Here is a 16,985-nt window from a genome sequence, read left to right on the forward strand (position 1 = left end):
CCCGCCCGTCCGCCGTCCGGTCAGGCGCCGGCGGCGTCCGGGATCGTGATGCGGAAGCAGGTCCCGGCGGCGGTGTCGTCGAGGCTGAGGCGTCCGCCGTTCAGCTCGATCAGCTCCGACGCGATGGCGAGGCCGAGGCCGGTGCCGCCGGAGCGCGACGAGCCCTTGAACGGGGAGAACAGGTGCTCGCGGGCCCGCGGCGGCAGGCCGGGGCCGTTGTCGGCGACGAGGATCGTCGTCTCGCCCGCGCCGGGCTGGCCCGCGCGACGGGCCCGGATGGTGATCTCGGGGTTCTCCTGGGACGGCGCCTCGTAGCCGGTCCCCTGCGGGCTCAGGGCCTGGACGGCGTTCCGGACGATGTTGGCCAGCGCGCGCGAGAACTGGTCCGGGTCGACGAAGATCCGGAGCTCGCTCGGGCAGAGTTCGCGGATGACGATCTTCGAATCGCGTCCCCGCCCGGCGAGGTCCGCCTGCTCGGCGACGATCTGGGCGATGGGTACGAGGCGGCGGTTCGGGTTGCGCTCCGTCGCCCGGCCATAGGCCAGGGTTTCCTCGCAGAACCGGATCGCCCGATCCAGGGTGGCGACGAGGCGCGGCGCCACCCGCTGGGCGACCGGATCGGCGACGCCGTCGAGGCGGTCGCTGAGGAGCTGCGCCGTGGTCAGCAGGTTGCGCAGTTCGTGGTTGATCTTGCTCACCGACAATCCGAGTCCGGCGAGCCGCCGCTTCTCGCGCAACTCGCTCGCCAGGGCGGTCTCCATGCGGGCGAGCGCGATCTCGGCATGGCCGATCTCGTCCGTCCGGCGCGAAGGCACGATCACGCCGTCGATCGCCTCCGGGTCGTCGGCGAAGCTGGTGATGTTCTGGACGAGCCGGCGCACCGGCCGCACGATCGCCCGCTGTAGGACGAGGAAGATCAGGCCCGCCACCGTCGCCGCCAGCGCCATGGACGACAGGGCCAGCCGGATCGAGAAATCCGCCACGGCCAGCCGCAGGGGGCGGGGATCCATCAGGATCTCGACGAGGTCGAAGCCGTCGCGGCCGTGCCCGATCACCCGTATCGGGTCGTTCGATTCGATCAGGAGCGTCCGGGCGACGCCGCGGATCGACCGGATCCAATGCTCCGACCGCAGGTCGATGATGTCCGAGACCGTGTCCGGCACCGTCTCGTTCGCGAGGAGCCGGCGGGTGCCGTTGCCGCGCACCGCGATGGCGCGCGCGCCCGCACCGTCGAGCAGGCGCTGGGACAGGCCCTCCGAGACCTGCTGGTCGGGCGCAGCGTCGAGGACGAGGGCGGCCACCTGGGCGGCGGCGATCCGGTCCGACAGCCACATCCGGCGGTAATTCGCCACCGTGGGGACGTAGATCAGCACCTCGATCAGCGCGACGAACGCCACGGTGAGCAGGAAGAGGCGACCAGAGAGGCCGAGGTGCCGGCCGAGACCGCGCGCAGCCACGGGATTCGCCGCGGCCGCCTCCTGCTGAAATTCGACGCGCGACGTCACAGCCATCTCGGTACTTCGCGTTTCCGGTGTCCCAACGGCGCGGCGGGTGACGGCGTGAACCCGATCTGGAGCGTGGTCCAGTGGCGTTTTCAGGGCGACGGCTCGGAGCGCGATTGCCCACCAACGTCCCGGACCGCATTAGGCTGCGTCCGGAGATGCAACTTTTTAGATCAGATGTATGGCCAAATTCGATCAGGACTCTAACCGGCGTCGCGCCTGAACGCGACGTCGTAGGAATACCGAGATCAGGGCCAAAGCCGCGAGGGCGCCGAGGCCGAGCACCATTTTGGGGGTGATCAGCGCCCGCAGCGTCAGGGCGTTCTCGCAATCGAGGCCGTCGGCGGCGAGGCAGGCCGCCTTGGCGGTCTCGTGCGCCAGCACCACGTCCTCGATCGCCGCGCCGGTGGCGGCATACACGAAGGCCCCCGGCAGGAGACCCACGAGGGTCGCCAGCACGAAGGTGCTGCGCTTCACTCCGAAGGCGGCCGGGGCGAGGTTGGTCATCCAGAACGGAAAGATCGGCAGCAGGCGCAGGACGGCGATGTAGCCGAAGGCGTCCTCGCGAAAGCCCGCCGCGAGGCTCGCGAGCCGGGGCCCGGCCCGGCGCAGCAGCAGGTCGGCGGCTGCGCCGCGGCCGATGGTGAAGACGATCGCAGCCCCCGTGGTGGCCGAGGCGACGGCCACGAGGGCGCCGGGCACGATCCCGAACAGGAATCCGCAGAGCATCGTCAGGAAGAGCGAGGCCGGGATCGAGACCACCACGGCGCCGACATAGACGAGATAGGCGACCACCATCGCGCGGAAGCGGTCCTCGGCGACCCAGGCGTTGAGCCAGGCCCGGGAGGCGAGCAGCCGGTCGAGGCTGAGAAGGTGCGAGGCGCCGGAGGCCAGCACGGCCAGGGAGGCGCAGACGAGGAGCAGGAGCGGTCCCCAGCGGAGGAGGCGCTTCAGCCGGGTCGGCGCTTCGTCGGCCGGAGGCGTCGGCGCACTCACCCGCGCTTGCGCATCCGCAGGATCTTGAAGAACCCGCCCGGGAAGGTCGGCGAGACGCCGATGAACTCGACGCCGTTGGCGCGGGCCCAGGCCTCGATGCGGCTCGACTTGAAGTCGGAGGACCAGCCGATCTTGGTGCAGAGCGGCGCCACGATCTCCTCGACCTTGGCCAGCGTGCCGGCATTCTGGCCGAAATGGTTGGCGAGCACGATCTCGCCGCCCGGCCGGACCACGCGCAGGAACTCGGAGAGGGCAGCCTCCGGGTCGGGCACCAGGGTGATGAGGAACTGCGCCACCACGGCGTCGAAGCTCGCATCGGCGTAGCCGAGGCGGCAGACATCCATCACCTGGAGGCCGCGCACGTGGCGCAGGCCGCGGCGCAGCACCTTGGCGCGCGCCCGCTTGAGCATGTCCTCGGAGAGATCGACGCCGCAGACGAAGCTCGTCGGCGGATAGTAGCCCAGCGACAGGCCGGTGCCGACGCCGGCCTCGAGGATGCGCGGACCGCAGGCGACGGCCGCTTCCACCGCGTCGCGGGCGGCCGGCTCCGTCAGCTTGTCGTAGACGACGTCGTAGACCGGCGCCCAGCGCGCATAGGCCTTGCGCATCAGGGCGGTGCTCGGACCGGCCTCCCGCGGCTCGCTCAGCATGTCGATCTCGTCGTCCTGTTGTGGGATAGGGGTGGTTCGGGGCGTGATCCGGTCAGGCCGCTTCGGCCGCGCCGGTCGCCAACGCGTCGATGCGCCGAATGGTGCCACCGCCGAGGACGCGGGCGCGCGGGCCGTCATCGGCGTAGATCACGCAGGCCTGTCCGGGCGAGACGCCGTCCTCCGGCGTGGCCAGGACGATCTCGGCTCCGCCGCCCGCGGCCTCGCGGCTGAGGAGCGCCGGTCGCGGCTCCCGGGTCGAGCGCACGCGTACCGCCACGGGCAGGTTCTCGACCGGGCCGGCGCCGCCGAGCCAGTTCAGGTCGGTGATGCGGATGCGGCTGGTGGCCAGCGCCGCGCGCGGGCCGACCACGACCCGGGCGGTCTCGGGCTCGAGACGGATGACGTAGAGCGGCTCGCCCACCGCCAGGCGCAGGCCCCGGCGCTGGCCGACGGTGTAGTGGATGATGCCCTCGTGCTGCCCGAGCACCTGACCGCCGAGATCGACGATCTCCCCGGCCCGGGCCGCGTCCGGCCGCAGGCGCGCGATCACGTCGGCGTAGCGCCCCTGGGGCACGAAGCAGATGTCCTGGCTGTCGGCCTTCTCGGCCACGGCTAGGCCGAGGTCGCGGGCGAGGCGGCGGGTCTCGTCCTTGGGGAGCTCGCCCAGGGGGAAGCGCAGGAAATCCAGCTGTTCCGCCGTGGTGGCGTAGAGGAAGTAGCTCTGGTCCCGGGCCGGATCGAGGGCGCGGTAGAGCCCGCGCCCGCCGGTAGCCTCGGGCCGGCTCGCCACGTAGTGCCCGGTGGCGAGGCAGTCGGCCTCCAGGTCCCGGGCGGTGCGCAGGAGATCGCGGAACTTGATCGAGCGGTTGCACTCGACGCAGGGGATCGGCGTCTCGCCGGCAAGGTAGCTCTCGGCGAAGCGGTCGATCACCGATTCCCGGAAGCGGTCCTCGTAATCGAGGACGTAATGGGGAATGCCCAGGGTCTCGGCCACGCGGCGCGCGTCGTGGATGTCCTGCCCTGCGCAGCAGGCACCCTTGCGATGGGTGGCGGCACCGTGGTCGTAGAGCTGGAGCGTGATGCCGACGACGTCGTAGCCCTGCCGCTTCAGGAGCCCGGCCACGACGGAGGAATCGACGCCGCCCGACATGGCGACGACGACGCGCGTCTCGTGCGGGGCCTTGGGAAGATCGAGGGAATTCATCGCGCCAGGGTGTGCCGGGAGGGACCGGTCCGGCCCCGCGCGTGAGTCTATAGCGATCCTCGCCCGCGAGTTCCAGGGAGGCGGATGCGCCGGGTGTGTCCCCGCGCAGGGCGCCGGCGGACGGGCGAAAGCTGCCGGGCGCCCGGCAGGATTTGCCCTCCTGAGCCAGGGCGGGACAGGCCGCCTGGGAAAAAGCCGTTCTCTCTCAAGGGCTTGCGTTTCGGTTGCGCTGGCCTGCGCCTTGCTGAGGGAGGGATCGTAGAGGATTGTCGCCATGGCTGTCTCATCGATCGAGTGGAACACATCGTCCCGGCGCACGGCTTCGCCGAGCGCGGTTCCGTCACGGGGAGCGGCCGCCGCCGCGTTCCGTCTCGACCCGCCCGCACCCGATCCCCGTCCGCGGGCCGCCGACGCCCGCGCCCGGGACGACCGTGCGGCGGCCGAAGACCGCAACGACCGGATCGCCGCCCAGCGCGCCAACGACGCGGCGGCGACCCGTGAGGCGACGCAGGCCCGCGACAGCGCGAAGGCCGCCGCCGACGCCCGGGCGGCCAAGGCGGACAAGGCCGAGGCGAACCAAACCAAGGCGAACCAAGCCGAGGCGAACCAAACCAAGGCGGGCGAGGCCCGCGCTCCGGCAAATGCCAAGCCGGGCGCTGCCGGCGCCGAGGCCCGCGGCACGAGCGACTCCGCCGGTCCCGGCGTACCCGGCAAGGCGCAGGCCGCGCGCACCGACACGAATGCGGCGCCCGGGGCCAGCGCGGGCCAGGACACGACCGAGACCGGAACGCCCGGTGGCACCACCGCGGGCGTGGAGACCGCGGCCACCGATAAGCCGGACGAGACCCAGGCCGCCGCGCAGGCCGGGACCGCCACGCCGCTCATGTTCTTGCCGAACGCCCCGCCGCCCACCGCCCCGCCTCTCAATGCCCTTGCCTCGGCCGCGCAGGGCGCCGCGGCGGCCAGCGCCGGCGGAGCGGCTGCCGACGCGGACCCGTCCGGCACGGCCGCACCGGTGGTGGCCGTGGGCACGAACCCGAGCGGAAGCGCGGCCCAGGGGCTGCCCGGGCTGAAGGTCAAGGCACCTTCGGACGGCGACGAGGGGGCCGAGAGCGGTGAGCCGGGCAACGGCAAGCCACAGGGCGAATTCGCTGCCGGCCTCGCCCTTACCTCGGATGCCGCTCGCACCGACCTGACGCCCGCAGCCCCGGCGACGCCGTCCGCGGTGACGCCTGCCACGGCGCACGCGAAGGCCGCCGAGGCGTCCGCCCCGAGCGCACCGGGCACGCCGGCACCGGCACCGGTCCCCCTCGGCGCCGTGCCGATGACGATCGGCCTGCGCTCGCTTGCGGGCAGCAACCAGTTCGAGATCCGCCTCGATCCGAAGGATCTCGGCCGCATCGACGTCAATCTCGACATCGACAAGGAGACCGGCGCGGTCCAGGCAAGCCTCGTGGTCGACCGCCCCGAGACCCTGGCGCTGCTCCAGCGCGACGCCGGCAGCCTGCAGCAGGCGCTCAACCAGGCCGGACTGAACGCCGCCGATGGCAGCATCAACCTGTCGCTCCGCGGGGACGGCTCGGCCAATGGCCAGTCGAACGGTTCCGGCGCGGACGGGCAGCGGCCCGACGCGGGCGGGTCTGCGCGCTCCGGCGCCGAATCCCGCGAGCCCACCCCCATTTCCGCCGTTCCGCTGCGCCGCTACGGCGCCGTCCTCGGCATCGACATCCGCATCTGAGGATTGACCACGATGACAACGGGCATCAGCAGCCTCGCCAGCACGGCCTCGGCCGGCGTGGCGAGCACCAGTTCCTCGACGCAGGAGATCGCGGGCAACTTCACCCAGTTCCTGACGCTGCTGACGACGCAGCTGAAGAACCAGAACCCCCTCGACCCGATGGACACCAACCAGTTCACCCAGCAACTGGTGCAATATGCCGGCGTCGAGCAGCAGCTGAAGTCGAACGACCGCCTCGACTCGATCCTGAGCAACGCCAAGTCGTCGAGTGCCGCCTCCGCCACCGGATTCATCGGCCAGACGATCACGGCGGACGGGAAGTCCACCGCCCTCAAGGACGGGGCTGCGACCTGGACGCTAAATCCGGCCCGGGCGGCCAAGCAGGCGACGATGACGATCACCGACGCCAAGGGCAACGTGGTGGCCACGCAGACCAAGGCGCTCAACGCGGGCGAACAGGCCTTCACCTGGGACGGGCGCTCGTCCAGCGGCTTCACCGCGCCCAACGGAACCTACGCGATCAAGGTCGATGCCGTGGACGCCACGGGGTCGAAGGTGACCGTCGACACCAAGGTCAGCGGAACCGTCGACAGCGTCGATCTCAGTGGCACCGAGCCGGTGCTGTTGGTCGGCAAATCAAGGGTGCCGATCTCCACCGTCCGGGACATCGGAGCTGGGTTGTCCACATGACGAACAGGGCGAATCCAATGCGATCGATCCGCTTCAAGATATCTTAAGTGGGTACAAGTAGCTTCCAATCTCGACAGGTCAGTCGAGTTGTAGAGCGTATCATGACCGAACCAAGCCGCCCGAGAGTAAAGTACGTCATCGGGCCTGATGGAAGTCCGTTAACCATTGCGGACCTTCCGCCGACCACCACCCGTCGATGGGTGATCCGTCGCAAGGCCGAAGTGGTCGCCGCCGTCAGAGGCGGATTGCTCAGCCTCGAGGAGGCCTGCCAGCGCTACACCCTCACCACCGAGGAGTTCCTGAGCTGGCAGTTCTCCATCGATCAGCACGGTCTGGCCGGCCTGCGCACCACGCGCATCCAGCACTACCGCCACTGAGCCGGGCGACGGCCGGGGTCCCCGTCGGACCCCGTCGCCTCCCTTGCCGAACCCGGAAGCCGCGTCCCCTCACCCGGGCGCGGCTTTCGCGTTTTCCGGCGTGCATCCGTGCCCGCGACCCTGCTTCGTTCAGGAATGTTAACTCCGCGCTAACCACGACCCAGGCAAATTTTGCCGAGCGGGTGCCGGCAGTCCGGTGCCGCGTCTCGGGTGGGTGCGTCGCGTCGTGAAACCGGTCCTTGACCTCGTGACCAAGTTGGGCCCGGCGCGCCTCGCCGCCATGGCCGCCGTCACGATGACGCTGATCGGCTTCTTCGCCTTCGTGATCCTGCGCGTCTCCAAGCCCGATATGGGCGTGCTCTTCGCCGACCTGTCGATGTCGGATTCCTCGGCCGTGATCCGTGACCTCGACGCGCGCGGCATCAAGTATGAGACCAAGGGGGATGCGGGCCAGACCATCCTGGCCCCCCGGGCCGACCTGCCGCGCCTGCGCATGGACCTCGCCGGCAAGGGCCTGCCGAGCGCCGCGGGCGTCGGCTACGAGATCTTCGACAAGGGCGACGCCTTCTCGTCGACCAACTTCGTGCAGAACGTGAACCACCTGCGCGCCCTGGAGGGCGAGCTGTCCCGCTCCATTCGCGCCATCGGGCGAGTCCAGGCGGCGCGGGTCCACCTCGTCATCCCCGAGCGGCGCCTGTTCGAGCGCGACCGTGAGACGCCGAGCGCCGCCATCGTGCTCAAGCTGATGGGCGACCTCGACCCGTCCCAGGTCCGCGCCATCCGCCACCTCGCGGCCTCCGCCGTCGAGGGCCTGAAGCCGGAGCGGGTCTCCATCGTCGACGAGCGCGGGCGCCTGCTGGCGGACGGCGCCCGCGGGGCCGAGGCCGAGACCGGCGCCGGCATGGAGGAGAAGCAGGTCGGCATCGAGCGCCGCCTGCGCTCGCAGATCGAGGAGATCGTCGCCGGCATCGTCGGCGCCGGGCGCGCCCGCATCCAGGTCAGCGCCGAACTCGACCTGAACCGCATCGAGAGCAAGTCCGAGAGCTTCGATCCCGAGAGCCGGGTGGTGCGCTCGACCCAGACCCGGACCGAGAATTCGCTGACGGGGGGCGCCGAGGGCGCGGTCAGCGTCGGCAACGAACTCCCGGGTGCCAACCAGCCCGGCCAGACGCCGACCCAGAAGGACTCCACGAACAAGAACGAGGAGACCACGAATTACGAGATCTCCCGGGTGACCAAGACGGAGGTCGCCGAGGGCGGCCGGATCAAGCGCCTCTCCGTGGCGGTGGTCGTCGATGGCGCCTACGTGCCCGGCCCGGACGGCAAGCCGGTCTACCAGCCGCGCCCGGCGGCCGAGGTCGATCGCATCGCCGCCCTGGTGCGCTCGGCCATCGGCTTCGACAAGGCGCGCGGCGATCAGGTCGAGGTGGTGAACCTCCGCTTCGCCGAGACGCCGGTCCCGGCCGAGTTCGCCGAGCCGTCCCTGGTCCAGTCGCTGCTGAGCCCCTCGAAGGAGGAGGTGATGCGGATCGTCGAGCTCGGCGTCCTGACGATGCTGACCCTGATCGTCCTGATGGCGGTGGTGCGCCCGCTCCTGAAGAAGGTCCTGGCCTCGGAGCCGATCCAGATCGCCCTGGTCTCGGGCGCCGGAGCGGCCGGAGCGATGGCGGGCGCCGAGGCGCTGATGGTGCCGCCCGACAATCCGACCGCACGCCTCGTGGATTTCGCGCAGCTCAACGGCAAGGTCCAGGCCGAGACCGTCCAGCGCGTGGTCGACATGGTCCGGGCCAGCCCGAGCGAGACCGTGGAAGTGCTCCGCAACTGGATTCACGAAAGCTGATGCGCGTCCTGTTTCCCCACCCGACCGTGAGGCGTTGAGACCATGTCTTCGGGACTGAACATCCAGGCGGAACTCGCCAAGGGCAACAACGGTGCCTTCGGCGCCATGACCGGCGCCCAGCGCGCCGCCGCGCTCCTGCTCCTCCTCGGGGAAAGCGAGGGTGCGCCGATCTGGCAGATGCTCGACGAGGACGAGGTGAAGCTCGTCTCGCACGCCATGGTGCAGCTCGGCTCGCTCGAGGCCGAGACGGTCGAGAAGCTCATCGTCGACTTCGTGTCCCGCCTGTCCTCCGGCGGCGGCATCACCTCGAACTTCGAGCGGACGGAATCCCTGCTCCTCAAGATCTTCCCGACCGATCAGGTCTCCTCGATCATGGCGGAGATCAAGGGCGCCTCGGGCAAGCGCGTCTGGGCGAGCCTGACCCAGATCGATCCGGAGATCCTGGCGTCCTTCCTGCGCAACGAGTACCCGCAGACCGTCGCGGTGGTGCTCTCCAAGGTGCGCTCGGACTACGCGGCCCGGGTGCTCACCATCCTCCCCGAGGAATTCGCCATCGACGTCCTGAACCGGATGCTGCGGATGGAGACGGTGCAGAAGGAGGCCCTGCGCCACATCGAGGAGACCCTGCGGGTCGAGTTCGTCTCGACCATCGCGCAGACCACGCGCCGCGACGCCCACGAGCTGATGGCCGACGTGTTCAACGCCTTCGACCGCCAGACGGAAGGCCGTTTCCTGACGGCCCTCGACCAGGCCAATCGCGGCTCGGCCAAGAAGATCCGCCAGCTGATGTTCACCTTCGAGGACCTCCTCAAGCTCGATGCCGGCAGCGTCCAGACGCTGCTGCGCAAGGTCGACAACGAGACCCTGTGCCGGGCCCTCAAGGGCGCCGACGACCGGGTGCGCAACTTCTTTTTGAAGAATATGTCCACCCGCGCGGCCAAGAACATCACCGACGAGATGGGCTCCCTCGGGCCGATCCGCCTGAAGGACGTGGATGAGGCGCAGGCCAAGATGACCGAACTGGCCAAGGAGCTCGCCGAGAAGGGCGAGATCATGATCGCCAAGTCGAGCGGCGAGGAGGAACTGGTCTATTGAACGCGCGCCGCTTCCTCTTCGACACCGATTTCCGTCCCCGGCCCGACAGCCCGGTCGCCGCCCAGGAGGCGGCCGCCCTGGCGGAGACCGTCGCCCGCGCCGAGGCCGAGGGCTATGCGCGCGGCGTGCGCGAGGGCCAGGCCCTGGCCGAGCAGCAGATCCAGGCGCGCCTGTCCGACGCCCTCACCCGGGTCGGGCTCGCCGCGGCGGGCCTGATCGGGCAGTCGGACGCCCGGGACCAGGCGCGCGAGGACGAGGCGCTCGACTTCGCCATCCTGCTCGCCCGCAAGATCGCCGGCGAGGCCCTGGACGCGCAGCCCCTGGCGGCGATCGGCGACGCCGCCCGTGCCGCGCTCCAGCACCTGCGCGGCGTGCCTCACCTCGTCGTCCGGGTGCACGAGAGCCTGGTCGACGAGTCCGAGGCCCTGGTGAAGCGCCTCGCCCGCGAACGCGGCTTCGAGGGCCGCCTGGTGGTGCTCGGCGAACCCGATCTCGCGCCGGGCGACGCCCGCATGGAATGGGCCGATGGCGGCGTGGTCCGGGACCGGACCCAGATCGAAGCCGCGGTGCTCTCCGCCCTCGGCATTCCCGCCTGATCCGCCCGCCTGATCCGCCCGCCCGACCCGTATCCAGACCGAGAAGCCTCCGCATGTCCGATGATTTCAGCCTGCCCCAGCTCAACGGCGGCGATGCCTCCTTCGACGGCCTCGGCACCGAGTCGATCCGCGAGACGCCCACCACGCCGAAGAGCGCCGCCGACCTGGAGCAGGTCTTCGACGTGCCGGTGGTGGTCTCGGCGGTGCTCGGCTCCTCGCGCATGCCGATCGGCGACCTGCTCCGGCTCCAGCCCGGCGCGGTGCTGGAACTCGACCGCAAGGTCGGCGAGGCCATCGACATCTTCGTCAACAACCGCCTCGTGGCGCGCGGCGAGGTAGTGCTCGTCGAGGATCGCCTCGGCGTGACGATGACCGAGATCATCAAGAGCGATCACTGACCCCCCTCGCCTTTCCGGCCGCCGCGCCCCCGGCGCGAAGCCGAACCTGACGGAGACCCCGAGCCATGCGGCTACTCATCATCGGACGCCTCAACGGCGAGCTGATCACCGCCTCCAAGATCGCCATGAACCGGGGCGCGGCCGTCACCAACGCCGAGAGCCTCGCCCAGGGCCTCGCGGTGCTGCGGGCCAAGGGCGCCGATCTCATCATGATCGACGTGGCCCTGGCGATCCGCGACTTGGTGACGGCCCTGGCCGAGGAGCGCATCCGCACCCCCGTCATCGCCTGCGGCGTCACCACGGACGCCAAGGCGGCGGTGGCCGCGATCCAGGCCGGGGCCCGGGAATACATCCCCCTGCCCCCCGATCCCGAGCTGATCGCAGCGGTGCTGCAGGCGGTCTCCGAGGATGGGCGGGCCTTCGTCTGGCGCGACGCCTCCATGGAGAAGGTGGTCAAGCTCGCCGAGCAGGTGGCGCGCTCCGAGGCCTCCGTGCTCATCACGGGCGAGAGCGGCACCGGCAAGGAGGTCCTGGCCCGCCACCTCCACGGCAAGTCGAACCGCGCCAACCGGCCCTTCGTCTCGGTGAACTGCGCCGCGATCCCCGAGGCGCTGCTGGAATCCGAGCTGTTCGGGCACGAGAAGGGGGCCTTCACGGGCGCCGTGGCGCGCCGCATCGGCCGCTTCGAGGAAGCCCATGGGGGCACGCTCCTCCTCGACGAGATCTCCGAGATGGACGTGCGGCTGCAGTCGAAGCTCCTGCGCGCCCTGCAGGAGCGGGTGATCGACCGGGTCGGCGGGACCGCGCCCGTGAAAGTCGACATCCGCGTGCTCGCCACCTCCAACCGCAACCTGGTGGAGGAGGTGCGCAAGGGCACCTTCCGCGAGGATCTCTACTACCGGCTGAACGTCGTGCACCTGCGCCTGCCGGCCCTGCGCGAGCGCCCCGCCGACATCCTCGCACTGGCGGCGCACTTCGCCAAGAAATACGCCGAGGTGAATGGCGTGCCGGTGCGGCCCCTCAGCGTCGAGGCACAGGGCCTGGTGCGGGCCAATCCCTGGCGCGGCAACGTCCGCGAACTCGAGAACACCCTTCACCGCTCGGTGCTGCTGGCGTCCGGCCCCGAGATCGGACCCGACGCGATCCTCACCCCGGAAGGCGACAGCATCGCACCGGTCTCGGCCGGTCCGGCCGAGCGTGCCGCCCGGGTGGCGGAGGCCGCCACGCGCGGCCTCGTGGGGCAGACCGTGGCGCAGGTCGAGTGCGACCTCATCCTCGACACCCTGGACCATTGCCTCGGCAACCGGACGCATGCCGCCAAGATCCTCGGCATCTCGATCCGGACCCTGCGCAACAAGCTCAACGAGTACGTCGATGCCGGCCTGTCGGTGGCCGAGCCCGGCAGCGCCCGGGCCATGGCGGCCTACGGCTGATCACGGCGATCGGGATGGGGGCCGGACGGGGGCCCGCCCTACTGGCCACTGCTGGCGCGCTCGGCGGCCATCTGGGCTTCGTGGGCGCGCTCCAGCTTCTCCATCGAATGGAACCGGGCGATGTCGGCTTCCACGTCGCGGATCGTCTCCTCGACGAGATGCTGCTGCAGGGCGCTGCGCGGATCGTTCGGCTCCAGGCCGTCGCGGGCCTGCAACCGCTCGACCGCCTGCTTGACGACGCCGTAGACCGCCTCCCGCTCGTCGCGGGACATGGCGGGATTGACCGCGCGGGCGATGAGATCGGAGAATTCGGACATGCGTGCTGGCAGGACGTGCGTGCTGGCGGGAACGACCGGGGCGTGAGGCGAATCAGAGGCGCTGGTCGTTGATGCCCGCGAGGATGAGGGCGAACGAGCTCCAGACCACCAGGCAGCCGAAGAAGACGACCATGATGCTGTAGCCGCGTTGTGGGAAGATCGAATCGTCGGGCAGGGCGGGCTCGACGAAGGTCGCCAGGTAGATCTGCTGCTTGTTGGCGGCGATGCGGGCCCGGTCGACCATCAGGTTCGCGGATTCGTTGAGCTTGGTGGCGATGACGCGCTCGACCTGCAGGCCCTCGTATTCGAGCAGGGCGCGGGTCATGTTGTTCGAGGCGTCGGAGCCCGACAGGCCGTCGCTGGTGAGCTGGTCGGTCAGCTTCTTGATCTGCTGATCGAGGGCCGCCACGGTCGAGGCCAGATTCTGGATGCTGCGGGACTGCTCGCCGAGATTCGAACCGCGCAGGACCGCGAGGTCGGACTCGGCCTTGAGCCGATCCTTCCGCAACGTCGCGATCGTCGTCAGAGTCGATTCGGCGGCCTTGGCCGGATCGATGATGCCCCAGCGGTTCCGGAAGACCTGAAGGGCAAGGTGCGCGTTGCGCAGGCGCTCCTGCGCCTTCGCTGCCTCGGCCTCGGCATGCTTGACCATGTCGGCCTGGGCCCGGCGGGAGATGTCGTTGATGAGCGCTTCGCTGCGCTCCACGATCCCGCGATTGATCGCCAGGGCATCCTCCGGCGTGAAGGCGCGCACGCTCAGCGTGATGATGCCGGAGAGCACCTCGATCCGGGTGCCGACATGCTTGTTCCAGTACTTGACCAGTTCCTCCATGGACTGGTCGACCCGGTAGCGTGTCCAGAAATCCGCTTCCGGGCGGGAGAACATCTTCGAGACGTGAAGGCTCTCTTCCATCTTGGCGACGATCGCGCGGCTCTCGACGAAATCCCGGATGATGAAGCTGTCCTGGCTGTTGTGCTTCATGATCAGGTCGGAGAACTGACCGCCCGAGCTTTCCTCCATCGGCTCGACGTTGCCGCGCACGGCGAACTGCGACACGGCTACGTACTGGTCGGCGGCGAAGACGTAGAAATAGATCCCCGCGAGGGCCGTCGGCAGCAGGACGAAGAAGCCGAACTGCCGAAGCAAGCTACGGACGAGATTCACCGGCTTGCTCGACGGTGGCCGCAGGCCCGGGAGCTGGCGCCAGTCGAGCCGTTCCTGCGCCCGGCGCAGGAGGGCCGGGACGCGGCTCCGCGAAATCGGATCGACCGTCTCGGCGTTGCGACGCAGATCCGGCAGGGAACGCAGGGCGATATCGATCACCCCGCGCACGCGGTCGGTCTGTTTGACCTCGTCGGTACTCATGACGTCATGTTCCCGAGGCTCGGCGCGTTCAGGGTCGACTGCGGACTCACCATCACGGGCAGCAAGTCTGCACGAGCCGGATGACGATGCATATGGTCACGCCTGTGGAGCCCTCTCGCCGTCCTCGTGTTGAGCCCGACGAATCCTTGGTTTTTCGGCCCTTTTTAAGGCGTGCCGCCCTGGTGGCGGGAGCCTGGGCGCCGGGGTCCGCACGGGACACCGGTCACGGCATGGATGACAAGGCAAGGCATGAATGACAAGGCAAGGGATGGATGACAAGGACAAGGACGCCGCACGCCCGGCGCGGATCCGCATGGCACGGGCGGGGTTCACGGAATTGGTGCTCGTCTGCAGCAAGTGCGTCAAGCGCCAGGGTCTGAAGAAGGGCTCGGTGCGGCGGCGCCTCAAGGGTGAACTCAAGCGGCGCGTCACGGCGCGCAAGCTTCGCGTGGTCGAAGTCGGGTGCCTCGGCCCGTGTCCCAAGCGCGCTCTCGCGGTGGTCACCGCGGACAGCCTCGCCAAGCAGCGCATCCACCTGCTTGACCCGCAGGCCACGCCGGCCCAATCCGTGGACGCGCTGTTCCCCGATTTCGGCCCCAAAGGCCGCCTAACCCTGCCGGACGCAGCGGACGCGTCGCGCGGCTGAGCCGGGGCCGCGCGTCGGAACGGGACGTCGGGAGCACTGTCCCGGCACGGCGGATGCGGGAGCGGGGACGCCTTGAGACGGACGATTCGGAACGGGTCCGATGCCTGACGATCCGCGCTTCGCGACGACCCGGATCGCCGAACGCCCCGCTCCTGCGCCATCCTGGCCGGCGCGTCTCGGGCGCCGCGTCCTGCGACGCCTTCCCCTGGTCGGAACCCTCCTCGGCCTGGGCCTCGGCGTCTGGCTCATCGCCACCAACGATCTCGCAGCCGTCGCCGACGCCTTCGGCCGGGTCGGTCCCGGAGGCCTCGCGGCCATCGTGCTGGTGCGGGTGTCAGTGATCCTGTTGTGCGGGCTCGCCTGGGGCTGCGTCATCCAGGGGCTCGAGGGACTGGGACAGGCCCGGACCGGAGCCTTCGTGCTGCTGCGCCTCGTCCGCGAGGGCATCAACGTGCTGCTGCCGGTGGCCTCCGTCGGGGGCGACGTCGTGGGCGGGCGCCTGCTGACCTTCTGGGGGACCACCGGGACCCTGGCGGCGGCCTCGATCCTCGTCGACATGCTGTTTCAGGCCGGGACCCAGGCGGTCTTCGCCCTGGCGGGGGTGGGCCTCCTGCTTCAGGTCGGCGGCGAGGCCGCGCAGGCCTTGGCCACCTGGGTCCTGCGCGCCCTCGCGGTCACCGCCCTCCTGCTGGCGGCGTTCCTGGCGGTCCAGCGCAGCGCCGCGGCGCGGGCAGCCGGGGGCAAGGTGGTCAAGGCCCTGCGCCGCGTCTTTCGTGGCGACCCCGTCGATCCGTCGCCGCTGGGCGGCAGCGTCTACGACGCGCTCGATGCCGTCTGGGCGCCGGGCCGGCGCGGGACGCTCGCGGCGTCCGTCCTGCTGCACCTCGCCGCCTGGGGGCTCGGAGCCCTGGAGATCTGGATCGCCCTCACCTGCATCGGCGTCGATTCGGTGAGCTTCACCGAAGTCATGGTGATCGAGGCCCTGAGCCAGGCCATCAAGTCGGCGGCCTTCCCGGTGCCGAGCGGTCTCGGCGTTCAGGAGGGCGGCTTCGTCCTGCTTGGCAGCCTCTTCGGCATCGATGCGGGAACCGCCCTCGCCCTGTCGCTGATCAAGCGCGTGCCCGACATCGTCCTCGGTCTTCCCGCCCTGCTGCTCTGGCAGGCCCTGGAAGCCCGGCGGGCGATGATCCTGCCGCCGGCGGCCTGACGAACGCACCATGGCGCCCGCACCGCAAGGATCTTCGAGGCCCGCTGGCCTCGCCGCCACGCTGCTTCCCGTCGCCGCCCTCCTGGGCAGCATCGTCTCGCTCAGCGTCGGCACCTCCTACGCCAAGCAGCTGTTCCCGATCCTGGGTGCGGAGGGCACGACCGCCCTGCGGGTCGGCCTCTCGGCGCTGATGCTCGTGGCGATCTGGCGGCCCTGGCGCCTGCGTCCCAGCCGCGCCGACCGCGGCGCCCTGCTGCGCTACGGGGGCGTGCTGGGCGCGATGAACCTGCTGTTCTACCTCTCCCTGCGCACGATCCCGCTCGGCCTCGCCATCGCGATCGAATTCTCCGGGCCGCTGGCCCTCGCCCTCGCGGTCTCGCGCCGGGGAATCGATTTCACCTGGATCGGCTGCGCCATCCTCGGCCTGTCGCTGCTGCTGCCCGTCGGCGACCTCTCCACCGGCCTCGATCCCGTCGGTGTCGCCTGCGCCCTCGGCGCGGCCCTGTGCTGGGCGCTCTACATCGTCTTCGGCCAGCGCGTCGGCCATCTCCACGGCGGACGGGCGGTGGCCCTCGGCATGTCGGTGGCGGCCCTGGTCGTGCTGCCGTTCGGCATCGCGAAGGCGGGGACCCTGCTGCTGCAGCCGGCGATGCTCGGGTTCGGCCTCGCGGTGGCGGCCCTGTCGAGCGCCCTGCCCTACACGCTGGAGATGGTCGCCCTGAAGCGGTTGTCGAAGCAGAGCTTCGGCGTCCTGCTCAGTCTCGAGCCGGCCGTGGGCTCCCTCGCCGGCCTCGCGATCCTCGGCGAGCAGCTCACCCCCACGGAGTGGCTGGCCATCGCCTGCATCGTGGTGGCCTCGGTGGGCAATACGGTGACGAGCCATCGCGGCCGGGTGGCCGCCGCGGCCGCGATGACGCCGGTCTGACGGAC

Annotated in this window: 17 protein-coding genes; 11 read left to right on the forward strand and 6 right to left on the reverse strand. The window is 70.4% G+C overall.

Annotated features, from left to right (window positions below; genetic code table 11):
• Positions 1 to 20 precede the first annotated feature (20 nt).
• The 4 genes from AC0IY1_RS17055 to mnmA all read right to left on the reverse strand — a co-directional run bounded on the left by AC0IY1_RS17055 (position 21) and on the right by mnmA (position 4,352).
• Positions 21 to 1,511, reverse strand: a complete 1,491-nt coding sequence (locus AC0IY1_RS17055; protein ID WP_055958031.1) for a sensor histidine kinase — start codon at positions 1,509 to 1,511, stop codon at positions 21 to 23.
• 186 nt (positions 1,512 to 1,697) lie between these two features.
• Positions 1,698 to 2,498 (reverse strand): TVP38/TMEM64 family protein, encoded by an 801-nt coding sequence (locus tag AC0IY1_RS17060; protein ID WP_471771104.1) that lies wholly within the window; start codon positions 2,496 to 2,498, stop codon positions 1,698 to 1,700.
• A complete protein-coding gene (locus AC0IY1_RS17065) occupies positions 2,495 to 3,148 on the reverse strand; it encodes a class I SAM-dependent methyltransferase (protein ID WP_055958025.1) in 654 nt (217 codons plus the stop codon). Before AC0IY1_RS17065 ends, AC0IY1_RS17060 begins: the two co-directional genes overlap by 4 nt.
• Positions 3,149 to 3,200: 52 nt before the next feature.
• The gene (gene mnmA, locus AC0IY1_RS17070; protein WP_055958022.1) at positions 3,201 to 4,352 is read right to left on the reverse strand and encodes a tRNA 2-thiouridine(34) synthase MnmA; all 1,152 of its coding nucleotides are present in this window, start codon (positions 4,350 to 4,352) and stop codon (positions 3,201 to 3,203) included.
• Between the two features lie 274 nt (positions 4,353 to 4,626).
• Here mnmA and AC0IY1_RS17075 point away from each other — a divergent pair, with 274 nt between their 5' ends.
• The 8 genes from AC0IY1_RS17075 to flbD all read left to right on the forward strand — a co-directional run bounded on the left by AC0IY1_RS17075 (position 4,627) and on the right by flbD (position 12,519).
• The gene (locus tag AC0IY1_RS17075; RefSeq protein ID WP_471771106.1) at positions 4,627 to 6,090 is read left to right on the forward strand and encodes a flagellar hook-length control protein FliK; all 1,464 of its coding nucleotides are present in this window, start codon (positions 4,627 to 4,629) and stop codon (positions 6,088 to 6,090) included.
• 12 nt (positions 6,091 to 6,102) lie between these two features.
• Complete coding sequence (locus AC0IY1_RS17080) at positions 6,103 to 6,780, forward strand: flagellar hook assembly protein FlgD (RefSeq protein WP_471771108.1); 678 nt, start codon at positions 6,103 to 6,105, stop codon at positions 6,778 to 6,780.
• A 101-nt stretch (positions 6,781 to 6,881) separates the two neighbouring features.
• Positions 6,882 to 7,157: a CtrA inhibitor SciP gene (sciP, locus tag AC0IY1_RS17085; protein WP_018044452.1), complete on the forward strand. Its 276-nt coding sequence runs from the start codon at positions 6,882 to 6,884 to the stop codon at positions 7,155 to 7,157.
• Positions 7,158 to 7,383: 226 nt separating this feature from the next.
• The gene (gene fliF / locus AC0IY1_RS17090) at positions 7,384 to 8,997 is read left to right on the forward strand and encodes a flagellar basal-body MS-ring/collar protein FliF (protein WP_055958180.1); all 1,614 of its coding nucleotides are present in this window, start codon (positions 7,384 to 7,386) and stop codon (positions 8,995 to 8,997) included.
• A gap of 42 nt (positions 8,998 to 9,039) precedes the next feature.
• On the forward strand, positions 9,040 to 10,092 hold the full coding sequence (fliG, locus tag AC0IY1_RS17095) for a flagellar motor switch protein FliG (RefSeq protein ID WP_055958014.1): 1,053 nt from the start codon (positions 9,040 to 9,042) through the stop codon (positions 10,090 to 10,092).
• Entirely contained in the window at positions 10,089 to 10,688 is a 600-nt protein-coding gene (locus AC0IY1_RS17100) for a FliH/SctL family protein (protein WP_103709655.1), read from the forward strand. The genes fliG and AC0IY1_RS17100 overlap by 4 nt, the downstream gene beginning before the upstream one ends.
• A 53-nt stretch (positions 10,689 to 10,741) precedes the next feature.
• On the forward strand, positions 10,742 to 11,086 hold the full coding sequence (gene fliN, locus AC0IY1_RS17105; RefSeq protein ID WP_055958008.1) for a flagellar motor switch protein FliN: 345 nt from the start codon (positions 10,742 to 10,744) through the stop codon (positions 11,084 to 11,086).
• Positions 11,087 to 11,151: 65 nt separating this feature from the next.
• Positions 11,152 to 12,519 carry a sigma-54-dependent transcriptional regulator FlbD gene (gene flbD, locus AC0IY1_RS17110; RefSeq protein ID WP_471771111.1) on the forward strand — a complete coding sequence of 456 codons (1,368 nt, stop codon included), beginning with the start codon at positions 11,152 to 11,154 and terminating at the stop codon, positions 12,517 to 12,519.
• A 38-nt stretch (positions 12,520 to 12,557) separates the two neighbouring features.
• Here the strand turns inward: flbD and AC0IY1_RS17115 are convergent, their stop codons facing one another.
• Complete coding sequence (locus AC0IY1_RS17115; RefSeq protein ID WP_103709657.1) at positions 12,558 to 12,836, reverse strand: hypothetical protein; 279 nt, start codon at positions 12,834 to 12,836, stop codon at positions 12,558 to 12,560.
• 52 nt (positions 12,837 to 12,888) lie between these two features.
• Entirely contained in the window at positions 12,889 to 14,202 is a 1,314-nt protein-coding gene (locus tag AC0IY1_RS17120; protein ID WP_471771114.1) for a KpsE/RkpR family capsule polysaccharide export protein, read from the reverse strand.
• 268 nt (positions 14,203 to 14,470) lie between these two features.
• Between AC0IY1_RS17120 and AC0IY1_RS17125 the strand changes: the two genes are divergently transcribed.
• From AC0IY1_RS17125 to AC0IY1_RS17135, 3 genes are all read left to right on the forward strand, one after another.
• Entirely contained in the window at positions 14,471 to 14,848 is a 378-nt protein-coding gene (locus AC0IY1_RS17125; RefSeq protein WP_103709659.1) for a (2Fe-2S) ferredoxin domain-containing protein, read from the forward strand.
• Between the two features lie 100 nt (positions 14,849 to 14,948).
• A complete protein-coding gene (locus AC0IY1_RS17130; protein WP_471771116.1) occupies positions 14,949 to 16,055 on the forward strand; it encodes a lysylphosphatidylglycerol synthase domain-containing protein in 1,107 nt (368 codons plus the stop codon).
• Between the two features lie 10 nt (positions 16,056 to 16,065).
• The gene (locus AC0IY1_RS17135) at positions 16,066 to 16,980 is read left to right on the forward strand and encodes an EamA family transporter (protein WP_471771118.1); all 915 of its coding nucleotides are present in this window, start codon (positions 16,066 to 16,068) and stop codon (positions 16,978 to 16,980) included.
• Positions 16,981 to 16,985: the final 5 nt, after the last annotated feature.

Source organism: Methylobacterium sp. AC690 (assembly GCF_979256535.1).